At 74.1% G+C, this 26,532-nt stretch carries 18 protein-coding genes; 13 read left to right on the plus strand and 5 right to left on the minus strand.

What is annotated here, in order from left to right; all coding sequences use genetic code 11:
- Positions 1-26 precede the first annotated feature (26 nt).
- From ACFWP3_RS13340 to ACFWP3_RS13370, 7 genes are all read left to right on the plus strand, one after another.
- Positions 27-314 (plus strand): YlxR family protein, encoded by a 288-nt coding sequence (locus ACFWP3_RS13340; protein ID WP_384219774.1) that lies wholly within the window; start codon positions 27-29, stop codon positions 312-314.
- Between the two features lie 148 nt (positions 315-462).
- Entirely contained in the window at positions 463-3,576 is a 3,114-nt protein-coding gene (infB, locus tag ACFWP3_RS13345) for a translation initiation factor IF-2 (RefSeq protein WP_384219777.1), read from the plus strand.
- Between the two features lie 187 nt (positions 3,577-3,763).
- Positions 3,764-4,057, plus strand: a complete 294-nt coding sequence (locus tag ACFWP3_RS13350; RefSeq protein ID WP_030651158.1) for a DUF503 domain-containing protein — start codon at positions 3,764-3,766, stop codon at positions 4,055-4,057.
- Between the two features lie 34 nt (positions 4,058-4,091).
- On the plus strand, positions 4,092-4,547 hold the full coding sequence (gene rbfA / locus ACFWP3_RS13355; RefSeq protein WP_384219779.1) for a 30S ribosome-binding factor RbfA: 456 nt from the start codon (positions 4,092-4,094) through the stop codon (positions 4,545-4,547).
- Positions 4,547-5,482 carry a tRNA pseudouridine(55) synthase TruB gene (gene truB, locus ACFWP3_RS13360; protein WP_384219782.1) on the plus strand — a complete coding sequence of 312 codons (936 nt, stop codon included), beginning with the start codon at positions 4,547-4,549 and terminating at the stop codon, positions 5,480-5,482. Before rbfA ends, truB begins: the two co-directional genes overlap by 1 nt.
- Positions 5,483-5,765: 283 nt before the next feature.
- Entirely contained in the window at positions 5,766-9,914 is a 4,149-nt protein-coding gene (locus ACFWP3_RS13365) for a hypothetical protein (protein WP_384219784.1), read from the plus strand.
- Positions 9,915-10,050: 136 nt separating this feature from the next.
- Positions 10,051-11,034, plus strand: coding sequence for a bifunctional riboflavin kinase/FAD synthetase (locus ACFWP3_RS13370; RefSeq protein ID WP_384219787.1), 984 nt, complete (start codon positions 10,051-10,053; stop codon positions 11,032-11,034).
- A 118-nt stretch (positions 11,035-11,152) separates the two neighbouring features.
- On the opposite strand, the gene ACFWP3_RS13375 is transcribed toward ACFWP3_RS13370, so the two are convergent.
- From ACFWP3_RS13375 to eccE, 3 genes are all read right to left on the minus strand, one after another.
- Positions 11,153-13,618 (minus strand): SCO5717 family growth-regulating ATPase, encoded by a 2,466-nt coding sequence (locus ACFWP3_RS13375; RefSeq protein ID WP_384219789.1) that lies wholly within the window; start codon positions 13,616-13,618, stop codon positions 11,153-11,155.
- 112 nt (positions 13,619-13,730) lie between these two features.
- The gene (locus ACFWP3_RS13380; protein ID WP_384219792.1) at positions 13,731-14,429 is read right to left on the minus strand and encodes a hypothetical protein; all 699 of its coding nucleotides are present in this window, start codon (positions 14,427-14,429) and stop codon (positions 13,731-13,733) included.
- Positions 14,426-15,700 (minus strand): type VII secretion protein EccE, encoded by a 1,275-nt coding sequence (gene eccE, locus ACFWP3_RS13385; protein ID WP_384219794.1) that lies wholly within the window; start codon positions 15,698-15,700, stop codon positions 14,426-14,428. Before eccE ends, ACFWP3_RS13380 begins: the two co-directional genes overlap by 4 nt.
- Before the next feature lie 238 nt (positions 15,701-15,938).
- On the opposite strand from eccE, the gene eccB reads away from it, so the two are divergent.
- The 4 genes from eccB to ACFWP3_RS13405 all read left to right on the plus strand — a co-directional run bounded on the left by eccB (position 15,939) and on the right by ACFWP3_RS13405 (position 19,728).
- Complete coding sequence (gene eccB / locus ACFWP3_RS13390) at positions 15,939-17,555, plus strand: type VII secretion protein EccB (protein WP_384219796.1); 1,617 nt, start codon at positions 15,939-15,941, stop codon at positions 17,553-17,555.
- 10 nt (positions 17,556-17,565) lie between these two features.
- A complete protein-coding gene (gene mycP / locus ACFWP3_RS13395) occupies positions 17,566-18,816 on the plus strand; it encodes a type VII secretion-associated serine protease mycosin (protein WP_384219798.1) in 1,251 nt (416 codons plus the stop codon).
- Between the two features lie 213 nt (positions 18,817-19,029).
- On the plus strand, positions 19,030-19,377 hold the full coding sequence (locus ACFWP3_RS13400; protein ID WP_384219800.1) for a WXG100 family type VII secretion target: 348 nt from the start codon (positions 19,030-19,032) through the stop codon (positions 19,375-19,377).
- 42 nt (positions 19,378-19,419) lie between these two features.
- On the plus strand, positions 19,420-19,728 hold the full coding sequence (locus tag ACFWP3_RS13405) for a WXG100 family type VII secretion target (protein WP_361753523.1): 309 nt from the start codon (positions 19,420-19,422) through the stop codon (positions 19,726-19,728).
- Between the two features lie 130 nt (positions 19,729-19,858).
- Here the strand turns inward: ACFWP3_RS13405 and ACFWP3_RS13410 are convergent, their stop codons facing one another.
- Positions 19,859-20,104 carry a DUF397 domain-containing protein gene (locus ACFWP3_RS13410; RefSeq protein WP_030708695.1) on the minus strand — a complete coding sequence of 82 codons (246 nt, stop codon included), beginning with the start codon at positions 20,102-20,104 and terminating at the stop codon, positions 19,859-19,861.
- Between the two features lie 76 nt (positions 20,105-20,180).
- A complete protein-coding gene (eccCa, locus tag ACFWP3_RS13415) occupies positions 20,181-24,149 on the minus strand; it encodes a type VII secretion protein EccCa (protein WP_384219802.1) in 3,969 nt (1,322 codons plus the stop codon).
- Between the two features lie 197 nt (positions 24,150-24,346).
- On the opposite strand from eccCa, the gene eccD reads away from it, so the two are divergent.
- Both eccD and rpsO read left to right on the plus strand, forming a co-directional pair.
- A complete protein-coding gene (gene eccD, locus ACFWP3_RS13420; protein WP_384219804.1) occupies positions 24,347-25,852 on the plus strand; it encodes a type VII secretion integral membrane protein EccD in 1,506 nt (501 codons plus the stop codon).
- Positions 25,853-26,034: 182 nt separating this feature from the next.
- Positions 26,035-26,322 (plus strand): 30S ribosomal protein S15, encoded by a 288-nt coding sequence (gene rpsO / locus ACFWP3_RS13425; RefSeq protein ID WP_007266917.1) that lies wholly within the window; start codon positions 26,035-26,037, stop codon positions 26,320-26,322.
- Positions 26,323-26,532 lie beyond the last annotated feature (210 nt).

The following is a 26,532-nucleotide window of genomic DNA, read 5'->3' on the forward strand; positions in this document are numbered from 1 at the left end:
GTCGGTGCGGGGAGGTAGACTTAGGCGTGTCTGGCCGGACGCAAGCCCGCGCATGCCCCGAACGAACCTGTGTGGGGTGTCGGGAGCGAGCGGCCAAGAGCGATCTGCTGCGCATCGTGGCGATCGAGGACGAATGCGTCCCCGATCCACGCGGTACGCTGCCCGGCCGGGGTGCGTATGTGCACCCTGCCGTGGTCTGTCTCGACCAGGCGGTCCGCCGCCGGGCGTTCCCCCGGGCCCTCAGGTCCGCCGGAGCGCTCGACACGACGGGACTGCGCAACGCCCTGGCCCCCGAGGCCGAGGCGACACCGTAAGAAGTAGTACGGCACGGATACCCCGTGCGGTCAGGTACCTCGCGAGTTGGAAGTAGGTCGAGATTGCGATGAGCACTCGATGAGTACGCGATGAGTACGCCCATGAAGTAGCGACGGTCCGGCGTAACCCGGACCTAAAAGGAGCGAAGTGGCTAAGGTCCGGGTATACGAACTCGCCAAGGAGTTCGGGGTGGAGAGCAAGGTCGTCATGGCCAAGCTCCAAGAACTCGGTGAATTCGTCCGTTCGGCGTCCTCGACGATCGAGGCGCCGGTTGTACGCAAGTTGACTGACGCACTGCAGGGGCCCGGCGGCAACGCCGGCAAGTCCGCTGCAAAGCCCGGCGCGCCCCGCAAGGCCGCGCCCGCCAAGCCCGCAGCGCCCTCCCCGGCCGCTGCGGCACGTCCTGCTGCCCCGAAGCCCGGCGCACCGGCCCCCAAGCCGGCCGCCGCAGAGGCTCCGGCCGCAAGCACCCCGGTGACTCCGGCCGCATCCGGCCCGCGTCCCGGCCCGAAGGCTCCGGCCGCCCCGAAGCCCGCTCCGGCGGCTCCCGTGGCGACCGAATTCTCGGCGCCCCCGGCGGCTCCCGCCGCCCCGGCGCGCACCGAGCGTCCCGCCGCCGCCCCCGGTCCCCGTCCGGCGCAGCAGCGTCCGGCCGCCCAGGGCGGTCAGCCCGGCGCCCGTCCCGGCGCCCCGCGTCCGGCCGGCGCCACCCCCGGCGGCCAGGCCCCGCGCCCCCAGGGCGCGCAGGCCCCGCGTCCCCAGGGCGCCCGTCCGGCCGGTCCCCGTCCGGGCAACAACCCCTTCACCTCTGGTGGCTCCACCGGCATGGCGCGCCCGCAGGCGCCCCGTCCGGCCGGCGCTCCCCGTCCCGGTGCCCCCGGCGCCGGCGGCGGCCAGGGTGCTCCGCGCCCGCAGGGCGGTCCCGGCGGCGCTCCGCGCCCGCAGGGTCCCGGCGGCGCCCGTCCCACCCCGGGCGGCATGCCCCGTCCGCAGGGCGGCGCCCCGCGTCCGGGCGGTGCTCCCGGCGGTAACCGTCCCAACCCGGGCATGATGCCGCAGCGTCCCGCTGCCGGTGGTCCCGGTCCCCGTCCCGGTGGCGGCCCCGGTGGCCGTGGTCCCGGTGCGGGCGGTCCGCGTCCCGGTGGCGCCGGTCGTCCCGCGGGCGGCGGCTTCGCCGGCCGTCCGGCCGGTCCGGGCTCGCGTCCCGGCGGCGGTGGCGGCTTCGGCGGCCCGCGTCCCGGTGGCGGCGGCTTCGGCGGCGGTCCGGCCGGTGCCGGTGGCGGCGGTCGTCCCGGCTTCGGCGGGCGTCCCGGTGGTCCCGGTGCCCGTGGTGGCACGCAGGGCGCCTTCGGCCGTCCCGGCGGTCCGGCCCGTCGCGGCCGCAAGTCGAAGCGTCAGAGGCGCCAGGAGTACGAGGCCATGCAGGCCCCGTCCGTGGGCGGCGTGATGCTGCCCCGCGGCAACGGCGAGACCGTTCGCCTGTCGCGCGGTGCGTCCCTCACCGACTTCGCGGAGAAGATCAACGCCAACCCGGCGTCGCTGGTCGCGGTCATGATGAACCTCGGCGAGATGGTCACTGCCACGCAGTCCGTCTCCGACGAGACCCTCCAGCTCCTCGCGGGCGAGATGAACTACCAGGTTCAGATCGTCAGCCCGGAGGAGGAGGACCGCGAGCTCCTCGAGACCTTCGACATCGAGTTCGGCGAGGACGAGGGCGGCGAGGAATACCTCATGCCGCGTCCGCCGGTCGTCACCGTCATGGGTCACGTCGACCACGGTAAGACCCGCCTCCTCGACGCCATCCGCAAGACGAACGTCGTCGCGGGCGAGGCCGGTGGCATCACCCAGCACATCGGTGCCTACCAGGTCTCCACCGAGGTGAACGACGAAGAGCGTCGCATCACCTTCATCGACACCCCCGGTCACGAGGCGTTCACCGCCATGCGTGCCCGTGGTGCCAAGTCGACCGACATCGCGATCCTCGTGGTCGCGGCCAACGACGGCGTCATGCCGCAGACGATCGAGGCGCTCAACCACGCCAAGGCCGCCGGCGTCCCGATCGTCGTCGCGGTCAACAAGATCGACGTCGAGGGTGCCGACCCGACCAAGGTGCGCGGTCAGCTCACCGAGTTCGGCCTGGTCGCCGAGGAGTACGGCGGCGACACGATGTTCGTCGACATCTCCGCCAAGCAGGGTCTGCACATCGACTCCCTGCTCGAGGCCGTCGTCCTCACCGCCGACGCCTCGCTCGACCTGCGCGCCAACCCGGAGCAGGACGCTCAGGGTATTGCGATCGAGTCCCACCTCGACCGCGGCCGCGGTGCCGTCGCCACCGTCCTCGTCCAGCGCGGTACCCTCCGCGTCGGCGACACGATGGTCGTGGGCGACGCCTACGGCCGCGTGCGCGCCATGCTCGACGACAAGGGCAACAACGTCGAGGAAGCGGGTCCGTCGACCCCCGTCCTGGTCCTGGGTCTCACCAACGTCCCCGGCGCCGGCGACAACTTCCTCGTCGTCGACGAGGACCGTACGGCCCGTCAGATCGCCGAGAAGCGTGCTGCGCGCGAGCGCAACGCCAACTTCGCCAAGCGTGTCCGCCGGGTGTCCCTGGAAGACCTCGACTCGGTCCTCAAGGCCGGTCTGGTCCAGGAACTCAACCTCATCATCAAGGGCGACGCGTCCGGTGCGGTGGAGGCCCTCGAGTCCTCGCTGCTCCAGCTCGACGTCGGCGAAGAGGTCGACATCCGCGTCCTGCACCGCGGTGTGGGTGCGGTCACCGAGTCCGACATCGACCTGGCGATGGGCTCCGACGCCATCGTCATCGGCTACAACGTCCGTGCGGCCGGCCGTGCCGCGCAGATGGCGGAGCGCGAGGGCGTCGACGTCCGCTACTACTCGGTGATCTACCAGGCCATCGAGGAGATCGAGGCGGCCCTGAAGGGTCTCCTCAAGCCGGAGTACGAAGAGGTCGAGCTCGGTACGGCGGAGGTCCGCGAGATCTTCCGCTCGTCCAAGCTGGGCAACATCGCCGGTGTCCTCATCCGGTCCGGCGAGGTCAAGCGCAACACCAAGGCGCGGCTCCTGCGCGATGGCAAGGTCATCGCCGAGAACCTCACCATCTCCGGTCTGCGCCGCTTCAAGGACGACGTCACCGAGATCCGCGAGGGCTTCGAGGGTGGTATCAACCTCGGAAACTTCAACGACATCAAGATCGACGACGTCATCGCGACGTACGAGATGCGCGAGAAGCCCCGCGCGTAAGCGCGAGGCGGTTCGCACCGTGTCGTAGGAGCTGTGACACCGGGGCCGGTCGGCGGAATATCCGTCGATCGGCCCCGGCCGTTGCGTGTACGGTTCTGATGACCCGGCCGCGCGGCGGACGGGTGATCCTGCCGGGTGACGGCCCGGCAGGCCATCGAACCCGCACCGGCGGGACATCCGGAACTGCATGTACGTGGGGACTCTGTCCTTCGATCTGCTCCTCGGCGACGTCCACTCGCTGAAGGAGAAACGCTCCGTCGTCCGGCCCATCGTCGCCGAGCTCCAACGCAAGTTCTCCGTGAGCGCGGCCGAAGTGGGCGACCAGGACCTGCACCGCAGGGCCCGCATAGGGGTCGCCCTGGTGAGTGGGGACGCGGGGTTCCTCTCGGACGTACTGGACCGCTGCGAGCGGCTGGTCGCGGCGCGTCCGGAAGTGGAGCTGCTGTCCGTACGACGGCGCCTCCACGGTGATGAAGACTGATTGCTTGTCTGCAAGAAAAGAAGGAGACGGACCAGTGGCCGACAATGCGCGGGCGAAGAAGCTGGCGGACCTCATCCGGGAGGTGGTGGCGGAGAAGCTGCAGCGTGGTGTCAAGGACCCCCGCCTCGGTACGCACGTGACCATCACGGACACCCGCGTCACCGGCGACCTGCGGGAGGCCACGGTCTTCTACACGGTGTACGGGGACGACGAGGACCGGGCCAGCGCGGCAGCGGGCCTGGAGAGCGCCAAGGGCGTACTGCGCTCCGCGGTCGGCCGGGCGGCGGGCACCAAGTTCACGCCCACCCTGACCTTCGTCGCGGACGCCCTCCCGGAGAACGCCAAGACCATCGAGGACCTCCTCGAGAAGGCGCGGACCTCCGACGCCCAGGTGCGCGAGGTGTCCTCCGGCGCGAAGTACGCCGGCGACGCCGACCCGTACAAGAAGCCGGGCGAAGACGACGACTCCGACGAGGACGCAACCGCGTAATGAGCACCAACGCAGGGAAGACTCCTGGGGGCACCTCCCGGCCGGAGGCTGGGGGAGGCCTTGTCATTGTCGACAAGCCGTCCGGCTTCACTTCGCACGACGTGGTCGCCAAGATGCGCGGCATCGCCAAGACCCGCCGCGTCGGCCACGCCGGCACGCTCGACCCGATGGCGACGGGCGTGCTGGTCCTGGGCGTCGAGAAGGCCACCAAGCTGCTCGGCCACCTCGCGCTCACGGAGAAGGAGTACCTCGGCACGATCCGCCTGGGCCAGAACACCCTGACGGACGACGCCGAAGGCGAGATCACCAGCTCCACGGACGCCACCGGGGTCACCCGGGACGCCGTGGACGCGGGCATCGCCAAGCTGTCCGGCGAGATCATGCAGGTCCCGTCGAAGGTCAGCGCCATCAAGATCAAGGGCGTGCGCTCCTACAAGCGCGCCCGCGACGGCGAGGACTTCGAGATCCCGGCCCGTCCGGTGACCGTCTCCTCCTTCCAGGTCTACGACATGCGCGAGGCGGAGGCCGAGGACGGCACCAAGGTCGTCGACCTCGTCGTCTCCGTCGTCTGCTCCAGCGGTACGTACATCCGGGCGCTGGCCCGTGACCTGGGCGCCGACCTCGGCGTCGGCGGGCACCTGACCGCGCTGCGGCGCACCCGGGTGGGCCCGTACAAGCTCGACCGGGCGCGCACCCTGGACCAGCTCCAGGAGGAGCTGACCGTCATGCCGATCGGCGAGGCGGCGGCCGCGGCCTTCCCGCGCTGGGACCTGGACGCGCGGCGCGCCTCGCTGCTCGCCAACGGCGTGCGGATCGAGATGCCCGACGCCTACGAGGCCGGCCGGACCGTCGCGGTCTTCGGACCGGACGGAACGCTGCTCGGGCTCGTGGAGAGCAAGGGCGGCAAGGCCAAGTCCCTCGCGGTCTTCGTCTGACGCGCCGACCGCTGAAGCGGAGCGGTCTTTGACGTGGAGCGGTCTTTGACGTGGAGCGGCTTTGACGTGGAGCGGTGAGCGCGCAATCCTCGGCGCTCACCGCTCCACGACCCCCCTCGGGTAGGTGTCTATCCACCCGGACCCCGTTATTCACCCGTCCGAGCAGGCGCTCGGAGTGAATGGAGGGAGCGTAAGGGGGCGCGTTCGCCTCACGTGCTTTTCGCGCTGATCTTCACCTGCCTACCGTCGTGCACACGGGGCGTTGCGGGGGAGTGGTGCGGCCATGGCGGAGCTCGTCACAATCTGCGATCTCGCCGGTCGGGCGCGCGGCAGCGGATTCGTCGCCGACGACCGCGGGACGGTGGTCACCAGCCACGAGGCGGTCGACGGGCTGAGCCGGGTGGTGCTGCACGCGCCGGGCCCGGCCGGACGGACCTGGCTGGCCGAGGCGGGGGACGTGACCGCCCTGCCGGAGCTGGCGCTGGCGCTGGTACGGACCGACGGGCTCGGGGTGCGGCCGCTGCCGGTGGCGGTGCGCGAGGCCATCGCCCCGGGGACGTACGTACGGCTGCCCGCGCGGGGCTGGCGGCAGGCGCGGGTGCTCGGCGGCGCCGAGGTCACCTACCCGGCGACGGGCGGACCGCACGCCGTGCCCGCGTGCGCCGCGGTGGAGCTGGCGATCGGGACGGACGGGCGGGACGCGCTGAGCCAGGGCGGCGAGGCCTGCGGAGGCCCGGTCCTCGACGCCGGGACGGGAGCGGTGCTCGCCGTCCTGGGCACCGCTCTGCGGGCGGAGCACCGCTCCGGGGGCTTCGCGGTCGCCCTGCGCGCGGCGGCCGGCGCCGACCCGGCCGGCCCGCTGGCCGCCCTGCTGGAACGCAACGCCTCGACCGTGCCCGCGTACGGGCCGGACCTGAACCTCGCCGGAGTCCTGGAGCTGACCGGGACCACGGTGGCCGCGGCCTTCCCCCCGTCCGCGTCCGAGCCAGGCTTCGCACCCGTGGAACGGCCGGGGACCGCGGCCGAACTCGACGCCTTCACGGCGGGCGACCGCCTCGTCCTGGGCCTGGTCGGCGAACCGGGCACCGGTCGCACCACCGCGCTCGCGGCCCTGGCCGTACGCCGGGCCGGCGGACTCCGTCCCGCCCCGACGCTCTGGCTGCGCGGAGCCGACCTGACGGCAGCGGACACCTCGCTGGCCGACGCGGTGACGCGAGCCCTGGCCACCGCGGCCCGCATCGCCACCGCCGAACCCCCGACGAACACGACACCCGCGACACCCGCCCCCGCCTGGGCGCCCCCACGGCCCGGCCCGGCGCAGGCAACGACCTGCGGGCCGTCCGGGGGACCGGTGCCGTCGGCGGGGGCAGGGTCGGCCGGGTGGGCAGGGTCAGATGGGTCGGTCGGCTCGCCCGGGTGGGCTGGCGTTCCCGGGTCGGCAGGGGCAGCCGGGTCAGCCGGGGTTCCCGGGTCGCCCGGGTCGGCAGGGTCAGCCGGATTGGTCGGGGTGCCCGGGTCGGCCGGGGTTCCGGGGTCGGCAGACGCAGCCGGGGCAGCCGGGTCGCCCGGGTGGGCTGGCGTTCCCGGGTCGGCAGGGGCCGCCGGGTCGGCCGGGTCGGTCGGGCATTCCGGGTCAGCTGGGTCTGTCGGGGATCCCGGGTCGGCTGCGTCGACCGGGTCGGTTGGGTCGGCCGGGTGGGTCGGGGATCCCGGGTCGGTCGGGCCAGTCGGGTCGCCCAGGTGGGTCGGGGGTCTGGGGTCGGCCGCATCGGCCGCGTCGTCCGGGTCGGTCGGGGAGCCCGCGTCGGGTGCATGGGCGGCGCCGTCGTCGCTGTCGGCTGGTCGGGGCGTGTCGGCCGGGGGGTCCGGGCAGGCCGCTGCGGCCGGGGTGTCCGGGGCGTCCGTGTGGGCCGCGCCGGTCGCGTCGGGTGCTGAGTCCGGGGTGTTCGGGCGGCCGGTGCCGGCCCCGAGGTCCGCGGGGACCGCGCCGACCGGGCCGGACGTGTGCGCCGGCCTCGGCGCGGACGTCGCGGGAGGCGTGTCCGTCGATGGCGGGCAGGTGGCGGGTGTGGCCGGGGCGGCCGGGCGGGCGTTGCTTGTCGTGCTCGACGCACCCGAGGAGATGCCGCCGGAGCTGGCGCACCGACTGGGCGCCTGGACCGAGGCCACCGTCGGATGGCTGCGGGCGACGGGAGCCCGGCTGGCCGTCGCCGCCCGGCCCGAGCACTGGGAGCGGGCCGGCGCGCTCTGGCCGCCCGAGGTGCTCCACGCCCCCGCCCGCCCGGCCCGGCGGATGCCGCCCGCGCTCCCGCTCGGCGACCTCACCGCCGCCGAGGCCGAGACCGCCCGGGCCCGCCTCGGCATCCCCGAGGGCGCCGTCCGCAGCGCCGACGCCCGCCACCCGCTCACCCTGCGCCTGCTCGCCGGGATCCGCGCCGCCGAGGTCACGGCCGGCCGCCCCGGCCGTGACGAGGTCTTCGCCGCCCACCTGGACCTGCTGTGCCTGCGCGCCGCGGTCCGCATCGCCGCCGACCACGCCGCGGGCACACGGGTGCACGGCCCCGGAGTGCGACGGCTCGCCGCGCGGGTGGCCGGCCGGATCCACGAGGCCGCCCGCCGCTGTCTGGGACCCGGCCAAGGAGCCCTCGCCCGGACCGACTTCGAGGAACTGTTCCCCTGGCGCACCGGCTGGGCCTCCGCCGTGCTCACCGAGCGGCTGCTGGTGCCCGCCGGACCCGGCTACCGCTTCGCCCACGAGGAGCTGTCCGACTGGATCCAGGCCTTCCACCTGGACGTCCCGACCGCCCTGGCCGCCCTCGTCCACCGGCCCGCCGCCCCGGGCCTCCCCGTGCCCCGGCACCGGATCGGGCCCGTCCTGGAGGCCCTGCGCAGACTGCCCGCCGAGAGCCTGCGCGGCGAGCTCGAACGCCTGGTCCACCGCCTCAACGCCCTCGCCGAGGACGCCCTCGCCGAGGACGGGCCCGCCGCGGCCGGCCCGGACCGGATCTGGTGGGCCGCACGGCTGCTGCGCGAGACCCTGCTGCGGGCGCCCGACGCCCGCCCCCACCTGCCCGTCCTGCACGCCCTCGCCGAGCACGTGGCCCGCGCCGGCCCGGGGGAGTTCGGCGGCCGGTTCTGGAACCGGCTCCGGCTGCCCGAGCCCGACCGCCTCGACCTGCTGCGCCGGCTGCTGCCCGCCGACCCCGCCGAGGCCGTCCCCGGCGACCGCTACCTCGACGCCGCCGCCCGCCGGCTCACCCGGGACCCCCGGCTCGCGCAGCCCCTGCTCTGCGCCTGGTTCTCCGACGGGCGCCGGCTGCGCGGCCGGCCCGGAGCCACCGTCGCCACCGCCGCCCAGGCCCTGCTGCACACCCACCGCCGGCTCGCCGTGGACGACCTCACCGAGGCCCTCGTCACCGCCGCGCACCCCCGCGCCGACGAACTGCTCGCCGTGCTCGCCGAGGAGGAGCCCTCCGCGATGTGCCGGGCCGTGGACCGCTGGGCCCACGACGAACGGCCCGGACGGCGGGTCGCGGCCGCCGCGTACGGCCTCGCCACCGCCGCGCACGTGCGCACCCCCGCCGACCGCGAGCTGCTGCGCTACGCCGCCCAGGCCCTGCTCGCCCGCCCCGCCGACGGCGCCCTGCACGGCAGCGCCCTGGCGACGCTGCTGCGCGACCCGCAGGTGCGCGGCCGCTACCTGCCCGACGCCCTCGCCTGCTTCCGCGCCCCCGAGCACGGCTCCCGGCTGCCCGCGGCGGCGCTGGTCGCGGCCCTGCCCGTACTGCCCGACCCCGACGCGGTGTTCGACGCCCTGCGGGCCCGGGCCGACGGGGAGGTGGTGCGGGCGCTGGCCGCGCTGACCACGCCCGGGCTGGCCCGGCGCGCGGGGGACCTCGTACGCGAGCACCTCGCGCACCGGCCCGAGGACGCCCCGCACGCCGCGGCCTTCGTCGACCGGCGCCTCGAGCAGGGCCCGGCCGCCGGCCCCGTGCTGCGCCCGCTGGTCCTGGACCTGCTGCGGTCCGCCCCGGCGGAGGTACGGGCCGAGCTGGCCGCCGTACTGGCCGCGCCGGGCGGGGAGCCCTCGTACGCGCTGCGGGGCGAGCTGGCCGACGTACTGCTGCGCAAGGAGACCGACCCGCGGGTGCTCGACGCGTTCCTGGGCGCGGTCGCGGCGGGGGCCGCCGCGCGCCCGGAGAACCGTACGCGGGAGCTGCTGCGGCGCACCGGGCGGCAGCTGCTCGGTGCGCCCGGCGGGCCGGCGGTCTTCGAGCGCCGCACGGTGGAGCTGGCCCGGTCCGAGCCGGCCTTCGGGGCGCTGGTGGCGCGCTGGCTGGCGCAGGCGGGGACGGAGGCGTCGGCCCTGCTGGGCCCGAGCGCGCGGCGGACCGTGGAGACCCTGAGCAGGGCCGCCCCGGACGTGACCTGAGGCGGGGCCGCGGCGGCGCGGGCGGCCGTCCGGGCCGGACGCCGATGCGGGGCCCCGGGCACCGGCATGGCAGTCTTAGACCTGCAATCGGCAATCGGTACAAGGCCTACACAGGTTCGGGCGAGGAGCGGTCACAGTGCAGCGCTGGCGTGGCTTGGAGGACATCCCCCAGGACTGGGGACGCAGCGTCGTCACCATCGGCTCCTACGACGGTGTGCACCGCGGTCATCAGCTGATCATCGGGCGGGCCGTGGCCAAGGCGCGCGAGCTCGGCGTCCCGTCCGTCGTCGTCACCTTCAGCCCGCACCCGAGCGAGGTCGTCCGCCCCGGCAGCCACCCGCCGATCCTGGCCCCCTACGACCGGCGCGCCGAACTGATGGCCGGGCTGGGCGTGGACGCGCTGCTGATCCTGCCGTTCACGGCGGAGTTCTCGAAGCTGTCCCCGGCCGACTTCATCGTGAAGGTGCTCGTCGACAAGCTGCACGCGCGGGCCGTCATCGAGGGCCCCAACTTCCGCTTCGGCCACCGGGCGGCGGGCAACGTGGACTTCCTGCGCGAGCTGGGCGGCACCTACGACTACGAGGTCGAGGTCGTGGACCTGGTCGAGCGCGGCGAGGCGGGCGGCTGGGGGCCCCTCCCAGCGGTAGCTGGGGGAGTGCCGTTCTCCTCGACGCTGGCCCGCAGGCTGGTGGCCGAGGGCGACATGGACGGCGCGGCCGAGATCCTCGGGCGCCCGCACCGGGTCGAGGGCGTGGTGGTGCGCGGTGCGCAGCGCGGGCGCGAGCTCGGCTATCCGACGGCGAACGTCGAGACGGCGCCGCACACGGCGATCCCGGCGGACGGGGTGTACGCGGGCTGGCTGACGGCCGACGGCGAGCGGATGCCCGCGGCGATCTCGGTGGGCACGAACGTGCAGTTCGACGCGACCGAGCGGACCGTGGAGGCTTACGCGATCGACCGGATCGGGCTGGACCTGTACGGGCAGCACGTCGCCGTCGACTTCCTCGCGTACGTGCGCGGGATGGCCCGCTTCGAGTCGCTGGACGGGCTGCTGGAGGCGATCGCGGACGACGTGAAGCGGGCGCGGGTGCTGACGGACGCGTACGACTCCGCGCGCTGACCGCTCCGGGCCGCCTCCGGGCTGCGCCGGCCGACTCACCTACTCACCGACTGACGGGCAAGGGCCCGTACCCTCCCCGGTTCCGGGGGCGGTACGGGCCCTTCCTGCTGTCGGACGGTCAGCCGAGGCGCGGATCCCGAGGCGGCTGCTGGGGCTGCTGCGGCTGCTGCTGCGGCGCCGGGGGCTGCTGCCAGGGCTGGCCGGGCTGCGGGTAGGGCTGGGCGTACGGCTGCTGCGGCGGCTGCTGGTACGGCGGCTGGCCCTGAGGCTGGCCGTACGGCGGCTGCTGGGGCTGCTGCTGCGGGTGGGGCGGCTGGGGCTGCTGCTGGGGGTGCTGCTGGTGCGGCGCGCCCCAGTGGCCCTGCGGGGCCTGCTGCTGGGCCCGCAGGAAGTCCTCGGCCACGAGGGCGGAGAGGTTGAAGTAGGCCTCGCGGGTCTTGGGCCGCATCATGTCGAGATCGACCTCGGCGCCGGCCGCGAGGTGCTCGTCGAACGGCACCACGACGACGCCGCGGCAGCGGGTCTCGAAGTGCTGCACGATGTCCTCGATCTTGATCATCTTGGCGGTCTCGCGGACCCCCGAGATGACGGTGAGGGAGCGCGAGACGAGGTCGGCGTACCCGTGGGCGGAGAGCCAGTCGAGGGTGGTGCTGGCACTGCTGGCGCCGTCCACGGACGGGGTCGAGATGATGATGAGCTGGTCGGCCAGGTCCAGGACCCCGCGCATGGCGGAGTAGAGCAGGCCGGTGCCCGAGTCGGTGAGGATGATCGGGTACTGGCGGCCGAGCGTCTCTATGACGCGGCGGTAGTCCTCGTCGTTGAAGGTCGTCGAGACGGCCGGGTCCACGTCGTTGGCGATGATCTCCAGACCGGAGGGCGCCTGCGAGGTGAACCGGCGGATGTCCATGTACGAGTTCAGGTACGGGATCGCCTGGACCAGGTCCCGGATCGTGGCCCCGGTCTCGCGGCGCACGCGGCGGCCGAGGGTGCCGGCGTCGGGGTTCGCGTCGATGGCCAGGATCTTGTCCTGGCGCTCGGTGGCGAGGGTGGCGCCGAGGGCGGTGGTCGTCGTGGTCTTGCCGACGCCGCCCTTGAGACTGATGACGGCGATGCGGTAGCAGGACATGACCGGCGTGCGGATCAGCTCCAGCTTGCGCTGGCGCTCCGCTTCGGCCGCCTTGCCACCGAAGCGGAACCGGCCGCCGGCGCCCCCGCCGTTGTTGCTCTTGGGCTTCTGCTTGTTGCGCAGCAGGCGGTCCGAGGACAGCTCGACGGCGGCCGTGTAGCCGAGCGGCGCACCGCCGCCGGCGGCGGCCTGCTGGGAGTACCGCGGGTCGTGCTGCTGCGGGGGCTGGGGCTGCGGCTGGTGCTGCTGCGGTCCGGCGGGCCACTGGGCGCCGGAGCGCGGGTCGTACTGCGGGGCCTGGGCGGGCGCGGGTGCGGGGGCCGGGGCCGGCGGGGAGAACGTGTAGTCGTCCCGGGCCGGGAACGCGGGCTGCGGCGGCTGCGGTTGGGCACCGGATCCCCCGAACGGGTGCTCCGCGCCGGCGTGCGGTACCTCCGCAGGGCTGACCGGCGCGGCCTGCTCCACGGCGGGCGCGGGCGCCTCGGCCGGGGCCGCCTGGTACGCCGGAGGCGCGACCGGGGCGGGCACGTCGGCGGGCGCCGGGGCGTACGGCTCGGCCGGGGCCGGGTACGCGGACACCTCGGGCTCGGCGGACGGGAACGCCGGAGCGGGGTCCGCGGGCGCCTCGATCCGGGCCGGTTCCTCCGGCGGCGCGGGGGGAGCGGCCGGCGCCGGAGCCTCGGCAACGGGGGCGGGTGCCTCGATCCGGGCAGGGGTCTCAGCCTGGGGCGTAACCGGCGCGGGAGCCTCGGCCCCGGCGGACGGGGCCGCGGGAGCGGGGTACGCGGGCGCCTCGATCCGGGCCGGTACCTCCGACGGCGCCGGGGGAGCGAGCGGCTCGGGGGCCTCGGCCCGGTAGGCGGGTGCCTCGATCCGGTCGGGGGTCTCCGGGGGAGAGAGCGGCGCGGGCGTTTCGGCCCGGTACGCGGGTGCCTCGATCCGGGCGGGCGATTCCGCCGGGGGAGCCGGGGCATCGGCCGGAGGGAACGCCGGGGCCGGGAACGCCGGAGCCTCGGCCGGAGCCAGGGGCGGGGCGGCCGGAGCCGGGAACGGCGGGACGGCGTCGACCGGGGCCGGGAACGGCGGTACGGCGTTGGCCGGACCCGCATCGGCCGGGGCCGGGGCCGGGGCGGGGACGGGAGCCGAGGACAGGGGCTCGGCCGGGCCCTGCGCCGGCGACGGCGCGGGCAGGCCGGCGTCGTCCGACGGGGGCCGCGGGGCCGGCGGCGCCATCCGCATCGTCGGGGGCGAGGCCACGTCCGACGGGCGGTGGGGTTCGAAGCCGCTGCCCTCGGGCAGCCCCGGTACCCGCGGGGCCGGAGCCGCGCCCTGCGTGTACCAGGCCGGCGGGGTGTAGTCGATGGTGAACTCGCCCGTCAGCTCGGGCTCCGCGTCGGACTGATCGTCCGTCGGGACGTCCCACGTCCCGCCGCGCCTCTCGTTCCGATCGCCGCTCACTGGTCCTCCTGGTCTGTCGAACACTGGTCCGGCGCCCACCTCCGCGCCGCGCCCACGCTCAGCCTAATCGCGGCCCGGTACCGGTGTCCGCCCCCGCCTGCCCCGCCCGTACTCAGTCGATGCGCCGGGCCGCTCCCAACAGGCCCGTCTCCGCTTCCGTCCCCTGCGTCATCACGAACTGCCGGTCCCGTGGCGTGCACCACAGCGTTACCCCGTCGCCCAGCGTGGGCAGGGATTCCACCGCCGGCCGCGGCAGGCCCATCAGCCGGCCGATCTGCTCCGCCTCGTCGGGCGACACCCGCTGCACGCCCACCAGCGCGGACTGCTGGAGCAACCGCGGCGCCGTCGGGCTCAGATACGGCAGCAGCGTCAGCACCGACTGCCAGGGCCCGGCCACCACGCGCCCGCGCGGCGGCCGCATCCCGCAGTCCCGGACCACGAGCACCGGACTGCCCGCCGACGCGCCCTGCGGCGGCACCCGGCCCACGTCGTGCAGCGTCACGCACTGCTGCCCGCCGCCCGCGGCCTGGGCCAGACCGGACCACACGTGCCCGCGCCCGGTCTCCACCGCGACCCGCGCACCCGTGGCCGCCGCGCGCAGCGCCAGCACCTGCGCCGTCCACAGGCCGCCGATCAGCGTCACCTCGTACGGGGTCGGCCGGTTGACGCCGAGCACCGCAGGCCGGCCCTCGGCGTCCACGCCGATGACGACCCCGTCGTCCCCGACGGGCAGCGCGAGGAGGTCGAGGTCCGCGGCGGGCACCACATGGCGCTCCCGCCGCGGGCCGACCAGCCCGAAACCGCCCCTCATCGCGCACCTCCCAGCGGCAGCGAGGCCAGCAGCCCCGGAACCTGTTCCCGGTCGAGCCGGACCAGCCCGGTCTTCACGCCCCGCGCCGTCCGCTCCAACTCCCGGCGGGCGGCCACCAGTTCCTCGTCGCTGCGCCCCGTCACCCGGACGTGTCCGGTCAGCGTCACGCCCTGGCGCTCCGCCGGGGCCAGCGTCAGGCTGAAGTTCGTCGCGAGGGCCGGCAGCGAGGTCAGCAGCGCCACGAACTGGGGCAGCGGCGCCGCCCCCGCGCCGCCCAGCTGCGGCCAGCGGCCTATCCAGTACGTGGTGTGCCGCCGGTCGTCGCAGCGCCAGGTCCGCGGGGTCTCCTCCGTACGCCGTCCCGTACTGGCCGACCGCCCGGCCTGCGTGATGGCCATCGGGTTCGCGCAGGAGGAGGTGGCCAGGGCCGCCGTGAGCTCCTGCTCGGTCAGCACGGTCGCCTTGAACCCGGCACCGGCCAGCCGGCTCGCCAGCTGGTCGGCCGCCCGCACCACGCACCGCTGCGCACCCGCCAGCCCGCCGCCGCGCGCGGTGACCGCCTCGGGGCACAGCTCCGGGTCGAGCTTGAGCGCGATCCAGGTGAGCCGGACCGCCGGGGTGCCGGTCCGGGCCTGCAACGGCGCGTAGTTGCGCGTGGCCATCGACTGGGCGGGCAGGTGCGGGGCCGGCGCGGGCTGGGTGTGCTGCACCAGCTGCGCGGACTCCAGCCGGATCCCGTCCACTTCGAGGATGTCCCGTACGAGGGCCAGCGGCAGCGGCCGCGCGCCCCGGTCGGGCCGCAGCGCGGTGGCCTCCGTGTCCACCTGGAGGACCGCGGTCAGGAACGTGCCGTCGCCGACCATGCCGACCGGCCGCCGGTCGCGGTCGTTGAACGTCAGGGTGCGCAGCGCCGGATCGGCCTCGACCAGCGGGGCCAGACCGGGCTCCGTGCCCGCCGGCACGGTGAGGGACGCGGCCCGGCGGCGCCGCGCGCGCAGGGCCAGCGCCCCGCCGATCCACTCCGGCAGGGAGCGCTGGTGCCGGTGTACGACGGCCAGCATCACCAGGACCAGCGCGAGCGCGCCGGCGGGAACCAGCAGCATCGGTTCGACCACCCAGGCCACCAGCAGCACGGCCGCGGCCACCTGGAGCAGTACGAGCTGTTGCAATCGGAACGGGCCGAAGCGGCCGGGGCTCGACTTCGGATGCGGAGTCACCCCGCCGCGGGCGGGTGCGGCCGCGCCGGTCCGCGGCCGAGTCGCCGTCGCCATGGCGCACTTCCCCTTTCTCCCCCGGCTGCCGCCGGGAGGTGCCCCCGGGATCGGGCCACTTGGGCCATCCACCCCAACAAGCCCTGATTGCCCCGGTGTGGAGGGCGCTGAGCGGCAACCGCACCCTACCCGGCCCCTGCATACCGCCGGTCAAGAGGCATAGTAGGTGCCCGGTCCGACAAGCGAGGCCCGGGGACCGTACCCACCGACCGGGCGGTGCGGGGAGAATCAGGCGGTCATGGCATCACGACGTGATGAGCTCAACGCGTACACCTTCGCGAAGCGGCGCACGGTGGCCGCGTTCCTCCAGCCGTCCGCGACGGGCACCGAGGAGGGCGCTCCGCGCCCGCTGCGCGCGGTCGTCCCGGGCGTGATCGTCGCCGCGGTCGTCCTCGCCGGCTTCGGCGCCTGGGGCATGTTCAAGCCCACCGCCCCCAAGGGCTGGGCGGATGCCGGGACCCAGGTCATCGTCGGCAAGCAGTCGACGACCCGGTACGTGGTCCTGACGACGAAGGTGGACGGCAAGGACCAGACCCGCCTGCACCCCGTGCTGAACCTCGCCTCGGCCCGACTGCTGCTGGATCCCTCGAAGTTCAAGGTGGTCCAGGTCGACGACAAGGTCCTGGACGCGGGCAGGCCGCCGCGCGGCCCCATCATCGGCATCCCGTACGCCCCCGACCGGCTGCCCGCCAAGGAGGACGCGGCCAAGGCCAAGCGCTGGGCCGTCTGCCAGCAGCCCGGCGGCAACGGCCGCGGGGTGCAGACCGCCACGTTCGTGCTCGCGGACCGCGAGACGCACCTGACGGACGACCAGCGCAGGCTCACCGACACCCAGGGCCTGTACGTGCAGAGCACCGGCGCGGGCAAGGAGCGCTACCTGGTCGACGCGACGGGCACCAAGTACAAGTTCCCCGAGGGCACTCCGGCCGCGGGCACGATGACCAACGCCCTGGTCGGTACGGGCGCCACCCCGCAGCCGGTCACCGAGCAGTGGCTGGCGACCCTCAACTCCGGTGACGACCTGTCCTTCCCGCAGCTGCCCGGCAAGGCCGGGGCCAACGCCGACGTCAAGGGCCTGGCCACCGCCGACAACAAGGTCGGCATGGTGCTCATGGCCCAGACCGGCTCGGGCACCCAGCACTACGTGGTCCTGCCCGGGAAGGTCGCGCCGGTCTCGGAGTTCGTGGCGTGGCTGCTGATCTCCGCGCCCGCTACCGACGGCCTCAACATGCACGGCAAGGCCCGCGAGGTCGACCTCCAGGCGCTCAGCCCGGACCCCGCGCCGTTCGGCGGCGACTTCGCCTGGCCGCGGAAGAAGGCGGAGCGCGTCAACCAGAGCGCACCGGCGGCCGGCACCCAGAACGGCAGCACCAGCAGCCCCGGCGGCACCAGCAGCCCCGGCAGCCGCGACACCGTCTGCAACGTGCTGCGCGCGGTCGACGGCCAGGGCAACCAGACCCTCAGCACCTGGGCGGGCACCGGATTCCCCATCGACATCACCGCCAGCGGCACCAGCGCCTACGTCACCCCGGGCTCGGGCCTGCTCTACACGCAGGTCCAGGGCAGGCAGACCACCGCCGGCGGCTCCCTCTTCCTGGTCACCGACACGGGCCTGCGCTACGCCGTACAGGCCAACGGCGACAGCGACGCCGAGCAGTCGAAGATCGGCGCCCCCGACCAGCAGGCCAAGGGCGGTACGGCCGGCACCCCCGGCGCCCCCGAGCCCAGCCAGGCGCAGATCCGGCTCGGCTACGCGGGCGTCACCCCGGCCATGGTGCCCATCGCCTGGTCGGAGTTCCTCTCCAAGGGGCCCCGGCTCGACACCAACTCCGCCCGCCAGCCCCAGGGTTCGTGAGGTGCCGCCGATGACCCAGCTCCCGCCGCGGCGGCGCGCCGCCCTCACCGCCGCCCTCGCCCTCGTCGGGGCCTGCGCCGCCGCGCCCGCGCCCGCCGCCACGGCCGCGCCCGAGGCCCCGTACGCCCTGCGACCCGCCGGCGCGGGCGAGTGCACCTTCCCCATGAAGAAGCAGATCGAGGACCGGCCCTGGGCCCTCCAGCGGCTCCTCCTCGACGAGCTGTGGGCGCACACCAAGGGCAAGGACAAGAACGGCAACAGCGTCCGCGTCGCCGTCATCGACACCGGTGTGGACCGGGCGAACCCCCAGCTGAGCGGCGCCCTCGACGTCGGCGCCGGCAAGGACCTGATCGACCCCAAGGGCGGCGACGGCACCACCGACACCGTCGGCCACGGCACCAAGGTCGCCGGGCTGATCGCGGCCCGCCCCCAGGAGGGCACCGGCTTCGTGGGCCTGGCCCCGGACGCCACGATCATCCCGATCCGGCAGAACGACGGGCAGGGCAAGGGCAACGCCCTCTCCCTGAGCCAGGCCATCGACCACGCGGTCGCCAAGGGCGCCCAGGTCATCAACATCTCCCAGGACACCGACGTCCCGCTGACCGCGGACTCCGAGCTCGGCAAGTCGGTGCAGAAGGCCATCGACGCCAAGGTCGTGGTGATCGCCTCGGCGGGCAACGACGGCCTGAGCGGCGAGAAGCGCAAGACCTACCCGGCGGCCTTCCCCGGCGTCCTCGCGGTGGGCGCCTCCGACCGCAACAACGAACGGGCCGCGTTCTCCCAGCCCGGCGATTTCATCGGGGTGGCCGCGCCCGGCGTCGACATGGTCTCCACCGTCCCGGGCTTCGGCCAGTGCATCGACAACGGCACCAGCTTCTCCGCCCCGTACGTCGCCGGCGTCGCCGCCCTGCTGCGCGCCAAGCACGGGGACTGGTCGCCGCAGCAGATCGTCTGGCAGATCCAGAACACCGCCGAACGCACGGTCAAGGGCCGCGACGACTACGTCGGCTGGGGCGTCGTCGACCCGGTGCGCGCGCTCAGCCAGGACCGCGAGCCCCCGAAGCCGCCCGTCCCCGACCCCGGCCCGCCGCCGGCCGCCGCCCCGGAGGCCGCCGAGCTCCGGCTCACCGAGACGGCCCAGGAGCGGGAGGAGCGGTTCGGCACGTACGCTCTCGGCATCGGCGCCGTCGTCATCGCCGTCATCGCGGGGACGGCGACCGTCATCCGGGATGCCCGGAGGCGCCGACGCCGTTTGCAGTGAACGGTCACAGTTCATCTACGGAAGCAACCCAGTGGTGTTGGGCCGTGAGGCTGAACTGACTAGAGTGACGGCAGGCTTCACGAATGTGATCGGGGGATCGCGTGAAGCGGAGGGGGATGTCCGGGGCGCGTGAATCCACACCGCGCTGGGAACGTCCGCTCCGCCACGCAATCCGCCGCTCCTGCCGGCGAATTGAGAAGTGAGGAGCTTCGGATGAGCACGAACACCTTCGGACTGGCGGACGATCCGGTCGTCAAGGCGGCCAACAGGATCTCCGAGACGGCCAACGCCGTCACCCGCCAGGCCCGCGAGCTGGCCGACATCATCGCCACCGTGAGCGCCGGCTGGACCGGTGTCGGCGCCGCCGGATTCGCGAAGGCCCAGTCGGACCTGAACGTCGAGCACGACGAGATCCGCCGCCTGCTCGGGGTGCTGCACAACGCCGTGTCGCAGACCAAGAACCTGAGCAACGCCCAGGACGAGGACGTGCGCGCCGCGTTCCGCGCCGTGGCCCCCTCCGGCGGCGGCACCGGCGGCCGCTCCGGCCTCGACAACGTCTGACCGGCGTCGTTCCCGGTCACCACCAGCGCGAAGGAGAAGATCATGTCGGGCAACGACGGCAACACCCGGGTACGGTACGAGACCGTCCAGCAGATGGCGGACCGCATCCGCGTCGTGTCGAACAACATCATCAAGGACCTGGCCGAGATGGAGCAGGCCGTGAAGGTGGTCACCGACACCTGGGACGGTGAGGCGCACCGCGAGTACGTGGTCCTCCAGACCAAGTACAAGCGCATCGCCGACGAGATGCAGAAGAAGCTGGAGACGGTCGCCAAGCTCATCGAGCAGGGCAAGGGCGACTACCGCGCCACCGACGTGAAGGCCTCGCGCCTGTTCACCGAGGCCTACTGAGCCGCGGAACCCTGCGGAGACCGGCGGGAACCCTGCGGGAACCCGGCGGGAACCCGCACCCCGTACGCGCCGAAGGGGCGCGCCCGCACCGGGCGCGCCCCTTCGCCGTCGTCACCGCCGGCCCGTCCCGTCAGGGGCGGTGCCGGTCGAGGTCGAACTCCCCGTCCCGGGCCCCGAGCACGAAGGCCTCCCACTCGGCCGCGGTGTACCGCAGCACCGTGTCCCGGTCCAGCGAGGACCGCATGGCCACCGCACCCTCGGGCAGCCGGGCGATCTCGACCCGCTCCTCGTCGGGGCTGGTCCCGGGCGGGCCCTCCCACTCCACACCGCTGATGTCGAGCGCGTACAGCTCGTCCTTCTCCTGCTGGGTGCCCATGTGCGGCCTTTCCCCTCGGTGGCGCGGTCTTCACCGCTGATTATCGGCCCTGCGCCGCCCGGCAGGACGGGTTTGCTCACATCCCCGGCATCCGGCCCAGCTGCACCAGCGAGGTGCCCCGCTTGCGCGAGGCGAAGTACGCCCGGCCCGGCGGCATCGGACGCGGCCGCACGTTGCCGATCAGATCGCCCTCGGACGGATCACCGGAAAGGACCACGCCCTGCGCGCCCAGCTCCTTGATCCGCTGCATGAACGGCTCGTACAGCGACCGCGAGGCACCCGCCGAGCTCCGCGCGATGATGAAGCGCACGCCCGTGTCCCGGGCGAAGGGCAGGAACTCCACCAGCGGCGCCAGCGGATTGCCCTGGCTCGTGGCCACCAGGTCGAAGTCGTCGATGATGATGAACACGTCCGGCCCCGTCCACCAGCTGCGGTCGCGCAGCTGCTGCGGAGTGACGTCGTTCGGCGGCTGCCGCCGCGCGAACACCCCGCCCAGCGCCTCCATGTGCATCTGCAGCGAGCTCGCCATCGGCGCGTACTCCAGCAGGTGCGCCTCCGGCAGCGCCCCGAGCAGGCTCCGCCGGTAGTCGCCCACCACCAGGCGCGCCTGCTCCGGCGCGTAACGCTCCGAGATCTGCCGGGCGATGAGCCGCAGCAGGTTCGTCTTGCCCGACTCGCTCTCGCCGAACACCAGCAGGAAGGGGTCGGAGTCGAAGTCGACGAACACCGGCTCCAGGTCCGTCTCGTCGATGCCGATCGCGATCCCGCGGCCGGGGTGCTCCCCGCCCCGGGGCAGCTGTTCGGCGTGCAGCAGCCGGGGCAGCAGCCGCACTCCGGGGGCCGCGGCCCCCGGCCAGTGCCGCTTGACCGCGTCCACGAACGCGGCCGTGGCCTCCGACAGGTCCGAGGGATCGTGCGAGCCGTCGATCCTCGGCAGCGCGCTCAGGAAGTGCAGCTTCTCCGGCACCTGGCCGCGGCCCGGCATCCCGGCGGGCACGTTCGCCGCGACCTTCCGGTCGAACTCCGAGTCCATGACGTCGCCGAGCCGCAGCTCCAGCCGGCTCAGCATCTGGTCCTTGAGCGCCGAGCGCACCTCCATGTACCGCGCCGCGGTGATCACCACGTGGATGCCGTAACCCAGACCGCGGGCCGCGATGTCCGTGACCACCTGCTCCAGGCCCTCGTACTCGCCGCGGAAGTTGCCCCAGCCGTCGACGACCAGGAACACGTCGCCCCACGGCTCGCCGGGCAGCTCGCCCGCCGCCCGCCGGCGCCGGTAGGTGCCGATCGAGTCGATGCCGTTCGCCCGGAAGAACTCCTCGCGGCGGTTCAGGATGCCCCCGACCTCCGCGACGGTGCGCCGCACCCGCTCCGGGTCGAGCCGCGAGGCGATCCCGCCCACGTGCGGCAGCTCGGCCACCGCCGACAGGCTGCCGCCGCCGAAGTCCAGCCCGTAGAACTGCACTTCACGCGGGGTGTGGGTGAGCGCGAACGAGCAGATCAGCGTCCGCATCAGCGTGGACTTGCCCGACTGCGGACCGCCGACCACCATCATGTGGCCCGCCGCACCCGAGAAGTCCCGGTACAGCACCTCGCGCCGCTGCTCGAAGGGCTTGTCGATGAGCCCGAGCGGCACCACGAGCCCGCCGGGCCGCGTGTACCCGTCCGCGTGCAGCCCGCGCTCCGCGCTCGGCGCCAGCGCCGGCAGCAGCTGGTCCAGCGGCGGGGCCTGGTCCAGCGGCGGCAGCCACACCTGGTGCGCCGGCACCCCCTGCCCCTCGAGCCGGCCCACGATCACGTCCAGCACCGTGTCGGCGAGCGCGTCGTCCTCCCGCGCCGACCGCGCCGCCAGGTACGCCGGGTCCGGGGCCGCGTACACCACCGGCACCGGAGCCGCCGTGAACAGCGCGGGCCGCCGCTCCACCGGGAACAGCCCCACCGACAGGTCCGGCCCGCCCGAACGGTAGGTCCCCGAGACGTACGCCGCCTTGAAGCGGGTCATCTCGTCCGTACCGAACTTCAGATAGCCCGAACCGGGCACCGACGGCAGGTGGTAGGCGTCCGGCACACCGATCGCCGTCCGCGACTCCGCCGCCGAGAACGTCCGCAGACCGATCCGGTACGAGAGGTACGTGTCCAGCCCGCGCAGCTTGCCCTCCTCCAGCCGCTGCGAGGCCAGCAGCAGGTGCACGCCCAGCGAGCGGCCGATCCGGCCGATCTGGATGAACATGTCGATGAAGTCGGGCTTCGCCGTCAGCAGTTCGCTGAACTCGTCGATGACCAGCACCAGCGAGGCCAGCGGCTCCAGCGGGGCGCCCGCCGCCCGGGCCTTCTCGTAGTCGTGGATGTTCGCGTAGTTGCCCGCCGCGCGCAGCAGCTCCTGACGGCGCTGCAGCTCGCCGCGGATCGAGTCGCCCATCCGGTCCACGAGCGTGAGGTCGTCCGCCAGGTTGGTGATGACGGCCGCCACGTGCGGCATCTGCCCCATCCCGGTGAAGGTCGCGCCGCCCTTGAAGTCCGCGAGGACGAAGTTCAGCGTCTCCGAGGTGTGCGTGACCGCGAGTCCCAGCACCAGCGTGCGCAGCAGCTCCGACTTGCCGGAGCCCGTCGCGCCCACGCACAGCCCGTGCGGACCCATGCCCTCCTGCGCGGCCTCCTTGAGGTCCAGCATCACCGGCGCGCCGTCCTCGCCGACACCGATCGGCACCCGCAGCCGCTCGCCGGCCGACCGCGGCCGCCAGGTGCGGGCCACGTCGATCGAGGCCGCGTCGCCCAGGTTCAGCAGGTCCGTGAAGTCCAGGTTGGCCAGCAGCGGTTCGTCGTCGTCCCCGCCGCCCGTGCGCAGCGGCGCCAGCTGACGGGCCAGCGCCTCCGCCGCGGGCAGCGACAAGGTGTCCGGCGTGCCCTCGTACGCGACGCCCGCGCCCGACTCCAGGCGCAGCCGGCCCGGCCGCACCACGACCGACAGCCCGCCCCGCGGCTCGTCCAGCTCGCCCGCGACCACCTCGACGATCGTGACGCCCTGCAGCCCCTCGGCCGCCGCGAACACCGAATCCGGCGGCACCACGGCACCGCGGGGGGAGTTGGTGTCGAGGACCACCACCAGGTGCGGCTGGTCCAGCACCGGGGACACTTCCCGGCTGAACCGCGGCCGCCCCTCCAGCCGCGGCGCCAGCAGCCCCTCCAGCTCACCCAGGTCATCGCCGAACAGCCGCTTCGTACCGGCCCCGTCCACCTGACCCGGAACCTGCGCGTGCGGCAGCCACTTCGTCCAGTCCCACGACGGCACCGCACCCGGCGCGGCCACCACGGCCACCACCAGGTCCTCGGGGGAGTGCAGCGTCGCCAGCTGCGCCACCAGCGCCCGCGCCGTACCGCGCGCCGACTCCGCCTCACCCGACACGGTCACGTGGTAGAACGCCCGGAGCGACACCGCCATCGGCAGCCCGTCCAGCGAGGAGTGCACCTTCAGGAAGCGCTGCATCGCGCCCGCCGTCAGCGGCTCCAGCTCGTCCACCGGCGCCGTGTCCGGTGCCACCAGCGGCGTCGACAGCCGCTGCGAGCCCAGCCCGAGCCGCGCCTGGCCGAAGTCCGCGTCACCGACCCGCCGCTCCCAGAGCCGCGAACCCTCGGCCACCACCGACCACAACTGGTCCGGGGCCGGGTGCAGATACAGCTGCGCGTCGCGCTGCGCCCGCGCGGTCCGGCGTACCTGGCGGCGGGTCTGCGCAAGGTATTTGAGGTAGTCCCGGCGCACATCGGCCATTTGCCCCTGCGTACCCCGCCGGTGCCGCACCAGCTGGGCCACGACCATCGCCACCGTCGAGGTGAGCATCAGCACGCCCATGATGCGCATGAACGGCGCCGCACCCGGCATGAAGAAGAACACGGCGGAGGAACCCATGCCCAGCATCGGCAGGAGCTGCATCAGCATGCCCTCCTGCTGCCCCCGGGGAAGCTCCGGCGGCGCCTCCAGCCGCAGCTCGTCCGAAGGCACTTCGGGCGGCAGGGACCGCGGCGGACGCTTGACGACGATCTGGCTCACCGGAGCATCAATCCCTCGAAAACGGACGGGACACCGCATCCGGCGCCCCCAAGTCCCGGGCGGGCAGGGGAGTCTCCTCCACGCGTCGGTGATCCTACTTGCCGACAGTCGGGCAAGCGCCCGGTAGGGTGACGCGCGCAGTATGCGCATCCGCGAATCGCCCGCCGCCGCGGGCGGCGACAAGGGGGGTCACACAGGTGAGTACGGCCGAGGCGACGGGCTTCTGCAGGGTCACCGTCGTGGCCCCGGACAGCCGGATCGACGTCGCCCTCCCCGAGGACATCGCCGTCGCCGACGTCTACCCCGAACTGCTGCGCCTCACCGGCCAGACCCAGCCCGTCGGCGCCCCCACCGGCTTCCACCTCGTACGCCGCTCCGGCACCGTCCTCGACGGCGCCCGCACCCTCGCCGCCCAGCAGGTCCTCGACGGCGAGGTGCTCAGCCTGCGCCCCTTCGCCGAGTCCCTGCCGCCCGCCGTCTTCGACGACGTCTCCGACGCCGTCGCCTCCGCCGTCGTCCGCGACCGGCACCGCTGGAGCGACGACATGCTGCGCGGCGCGGGCCTGGCCGGAGCCGCGCTGCTCCTCGTCATGCTCGGCTTCGTCCTCTGGTACGCCGACCCCCTGCGCCACGACATGCACGGCCTGCCCGGGATCATCGCGGCCGCCGTCGGCGTCCTGCTCACCGCCGTGGCCGGCGTCCGCGCCCGCGTCTACCGCGACCGCGGCTCCGCCGTCGCCCTCGGCCTCAGCGCCCTGCCGCACCTGCTGATCGCCGGCTCCGGGATCATCGCCCCCGCCGCCGGCCAGGGACCCGGCCGGCTCCAGTTCCTGCTCGGCTGCGTCTGCGTCCTCGTCGCCTCCGTGGCCCTGGTCGCGCTCACCCCCAGCGGGGACGCCCCCTTCGTCGCGGCCACCTTCGTCGCCGCCACCGGCACCCTGGCCACCTTCACGGCCATCGCCACCGAAGCCTCCGCGACCGCCACCGCCGCCGCCTGCGCACCCGTGGCCATCGGCCTCGTCGCCTTCCTCCCCGGCCTCTCCGCCCGCTTCGCCCGCCTGCCCATCGGCTACGCGGCCCCGCGCAGCGCCACCGAGGTGTACGAGACCCCGGACCGCTACGAGACCGAGCCGTACGGCGACCGGCCCGGCTCCGACCAGCACGACCCGGGCGCCTCCCTCGACGCCGAGCAGATCGCCGCCCAGGCCCGCCGCGGCCACGAGATGCTGCTCGGCCTGGTCGGCGGCTGCGCCGCGGTCGTCGTGGGAGCCGCCGCGGTCCTCGGCTTCTCCGACAACACCTGGGGCAAGCTGCTCGCCCTCGCCACCGGCCTCGCCATGCTGCTCCGCGCCCGCCTCTTCCGCTACACCTCCCAGGTGGTGTGCGCCCTGGCCGCCGGGCTCCTCGCCGTCGCCCTGCTGGTCCTGGGCCTGGCCCTGAACCCGCCGGCCGACCTCGTCCACGCCCTGGCGGCGAAGCAGGACCACAGCGGCCTGGAGCTCCGCACCATCTGGCTGACCGCCGCCGTCGCCGCCGGCGCGGCCCTCCTCGCGGGAATTGCGCTTGTCATCCCCAGCAAGGGCCTGTCACCCTTCTGGGGAAGGCTGCTCGACCTCACCGAGGCGGCGGTCCTGCTCAGCCTGGTCCCCCTGGCCCTGGCCGTGCTGGACGTCTACTCCCGGGCCCGCGCTCTCACCAGCTGAGACGTCGCGACCCGGCAGCCTGGTACGCTGTGTGACGGCCGTTTGTGTACGCGTCCCCCGGATCCCCGACAGAGGGTCTGTGGACTGCGCTCAGCGGACCCCGCCTCCCGAGTTACGGAAGATCCCCAGAGAATTCGACCTGGGGCACTCGGTGGCAACGAAGACCTAAACGAGGAGTAAGCGTGCCGCTCGACGCCGCTACGAAGAAGCAGATCATCGCAGAGTTCGGTGCCAAGGAGGGCGACACCGGCTCTCCCGAGGTCCAGGTCGCGATGCTCTCCCGCCGCATCTCGGACCTGACCGAGCACCTCAAGACGCACAAGCACGACCACCACTCCCGTCGTGGTCTGCTGATCCTGGTCGGCCAGCGTCGCCGCCTGCTGCAGTACCTGGCCAAGAAGGACATCCAGCGCTTCCGTACGCTGGTCGAGCGCCTCGGCATCCGCCGCGGTGCGGCCGGCGCCAAGTAAAGCGCTGTGAAGGGAGCGGTTCCCACATCCGGGGGCCGCTCCCTTTGCTGTACGTGCGGACCGGACCGGACCCTTTGTAGTCTGGAAAGGACGCACGTGCGCGTCTGAGTCAGACGCGCACAACTGAAGAGGAGGAGCGCCCTCCCTACGCCGCCGGTCCTCGGTAGTGGCACCCGGAATGCCCCACGGGCACCGAACCGGGTGCTTCGA

The sequence above is a fragment of the Streptomyces sp. NPDC058525 genome, assembly GCF_042719495.1.
GTDB lineage: Bacteria > Actinomycetota > Actinomycetes > Streptomycetales > Streptomycetaceae > Streptomyces.

What these genes read in the sequence shown, in the direction of transcription:
- ACFWP3_RS13400 (WP_384219800.1), top strand. Translation starts at nt 19,030, where the DNA reads ATGAGCACGAACACCTTCGGACTGGCGGACGATCCGGTCGTCAAGGCG.
- ACFWP3_RS13380 (WP_384219792.1), bottom strand. Translation starts at nt 14,429, where the DNA reads ATGAGGGGCGGTTTCGGGCTGGTCGGCCCGCGGCGGGAGCGCCATGTG.
- ACFWP3_RS13410 (WP_030708695.1), bottom strand. Translation starts at nt 20,104, where the DNA reads ATGGGCACCCAGCAGGAGAAGGACGAGCTGTACGCGCTCGACATCAGC.
- eccE (WP_384219794.1), bottom strand. Translation starts at nt 15,700, where the DNA reads ATGGCGACGGCGACTCGGCCGCGGACCGGCGCGGCCGCACCCGCCCGC.
- ACFWP3_RS13350 (WP_030651158.1), top strand. Translation starts at nt 3,764, where the DNA reads ATGTACGTGGGGACTCTGTCCTTCGATCTGCTCCTCGGCGACGTCCAC.
- truB (WP_384219782.1), top strand. Translation starts at nt 4,547, where the DNA reads ATGAGCACCAACGCAGGGAAGACTCCTGGGGGCACCTCCCGGCCGGAG.
- ACFWP3_RS13405 (WP_361753523.1), top strand. Translation starts at nt 19,420, where the DNA reads ATGTCGGGCAACGACGGCAACACCCGGGTACGGTACGAGACCGTCCAG.
- eccB (WP_384219796.1), top strand. Translation starts at nt 15,939, where the DNA reads ATGGCATCACGACGTGATGAGCTCAACGCGTACACCTTCGCGAAGCGG.
- ACFWP3_RS13365 (WP_384219784.1), top strand. Translation starts at nt 5,766, where the DNA reads ATGGCGGAGCTCGTCACAATCTGCGATCTCGCCGGTCGGGCGCGCGGC.
- mycP (WP_384219798.1), top strand. Translation starts at nt 17,566, where the DNA reads ATGACCCAGCTCCCGCCGCGGCGGCGCGCCGCCCTCACCGCCGCCCTC.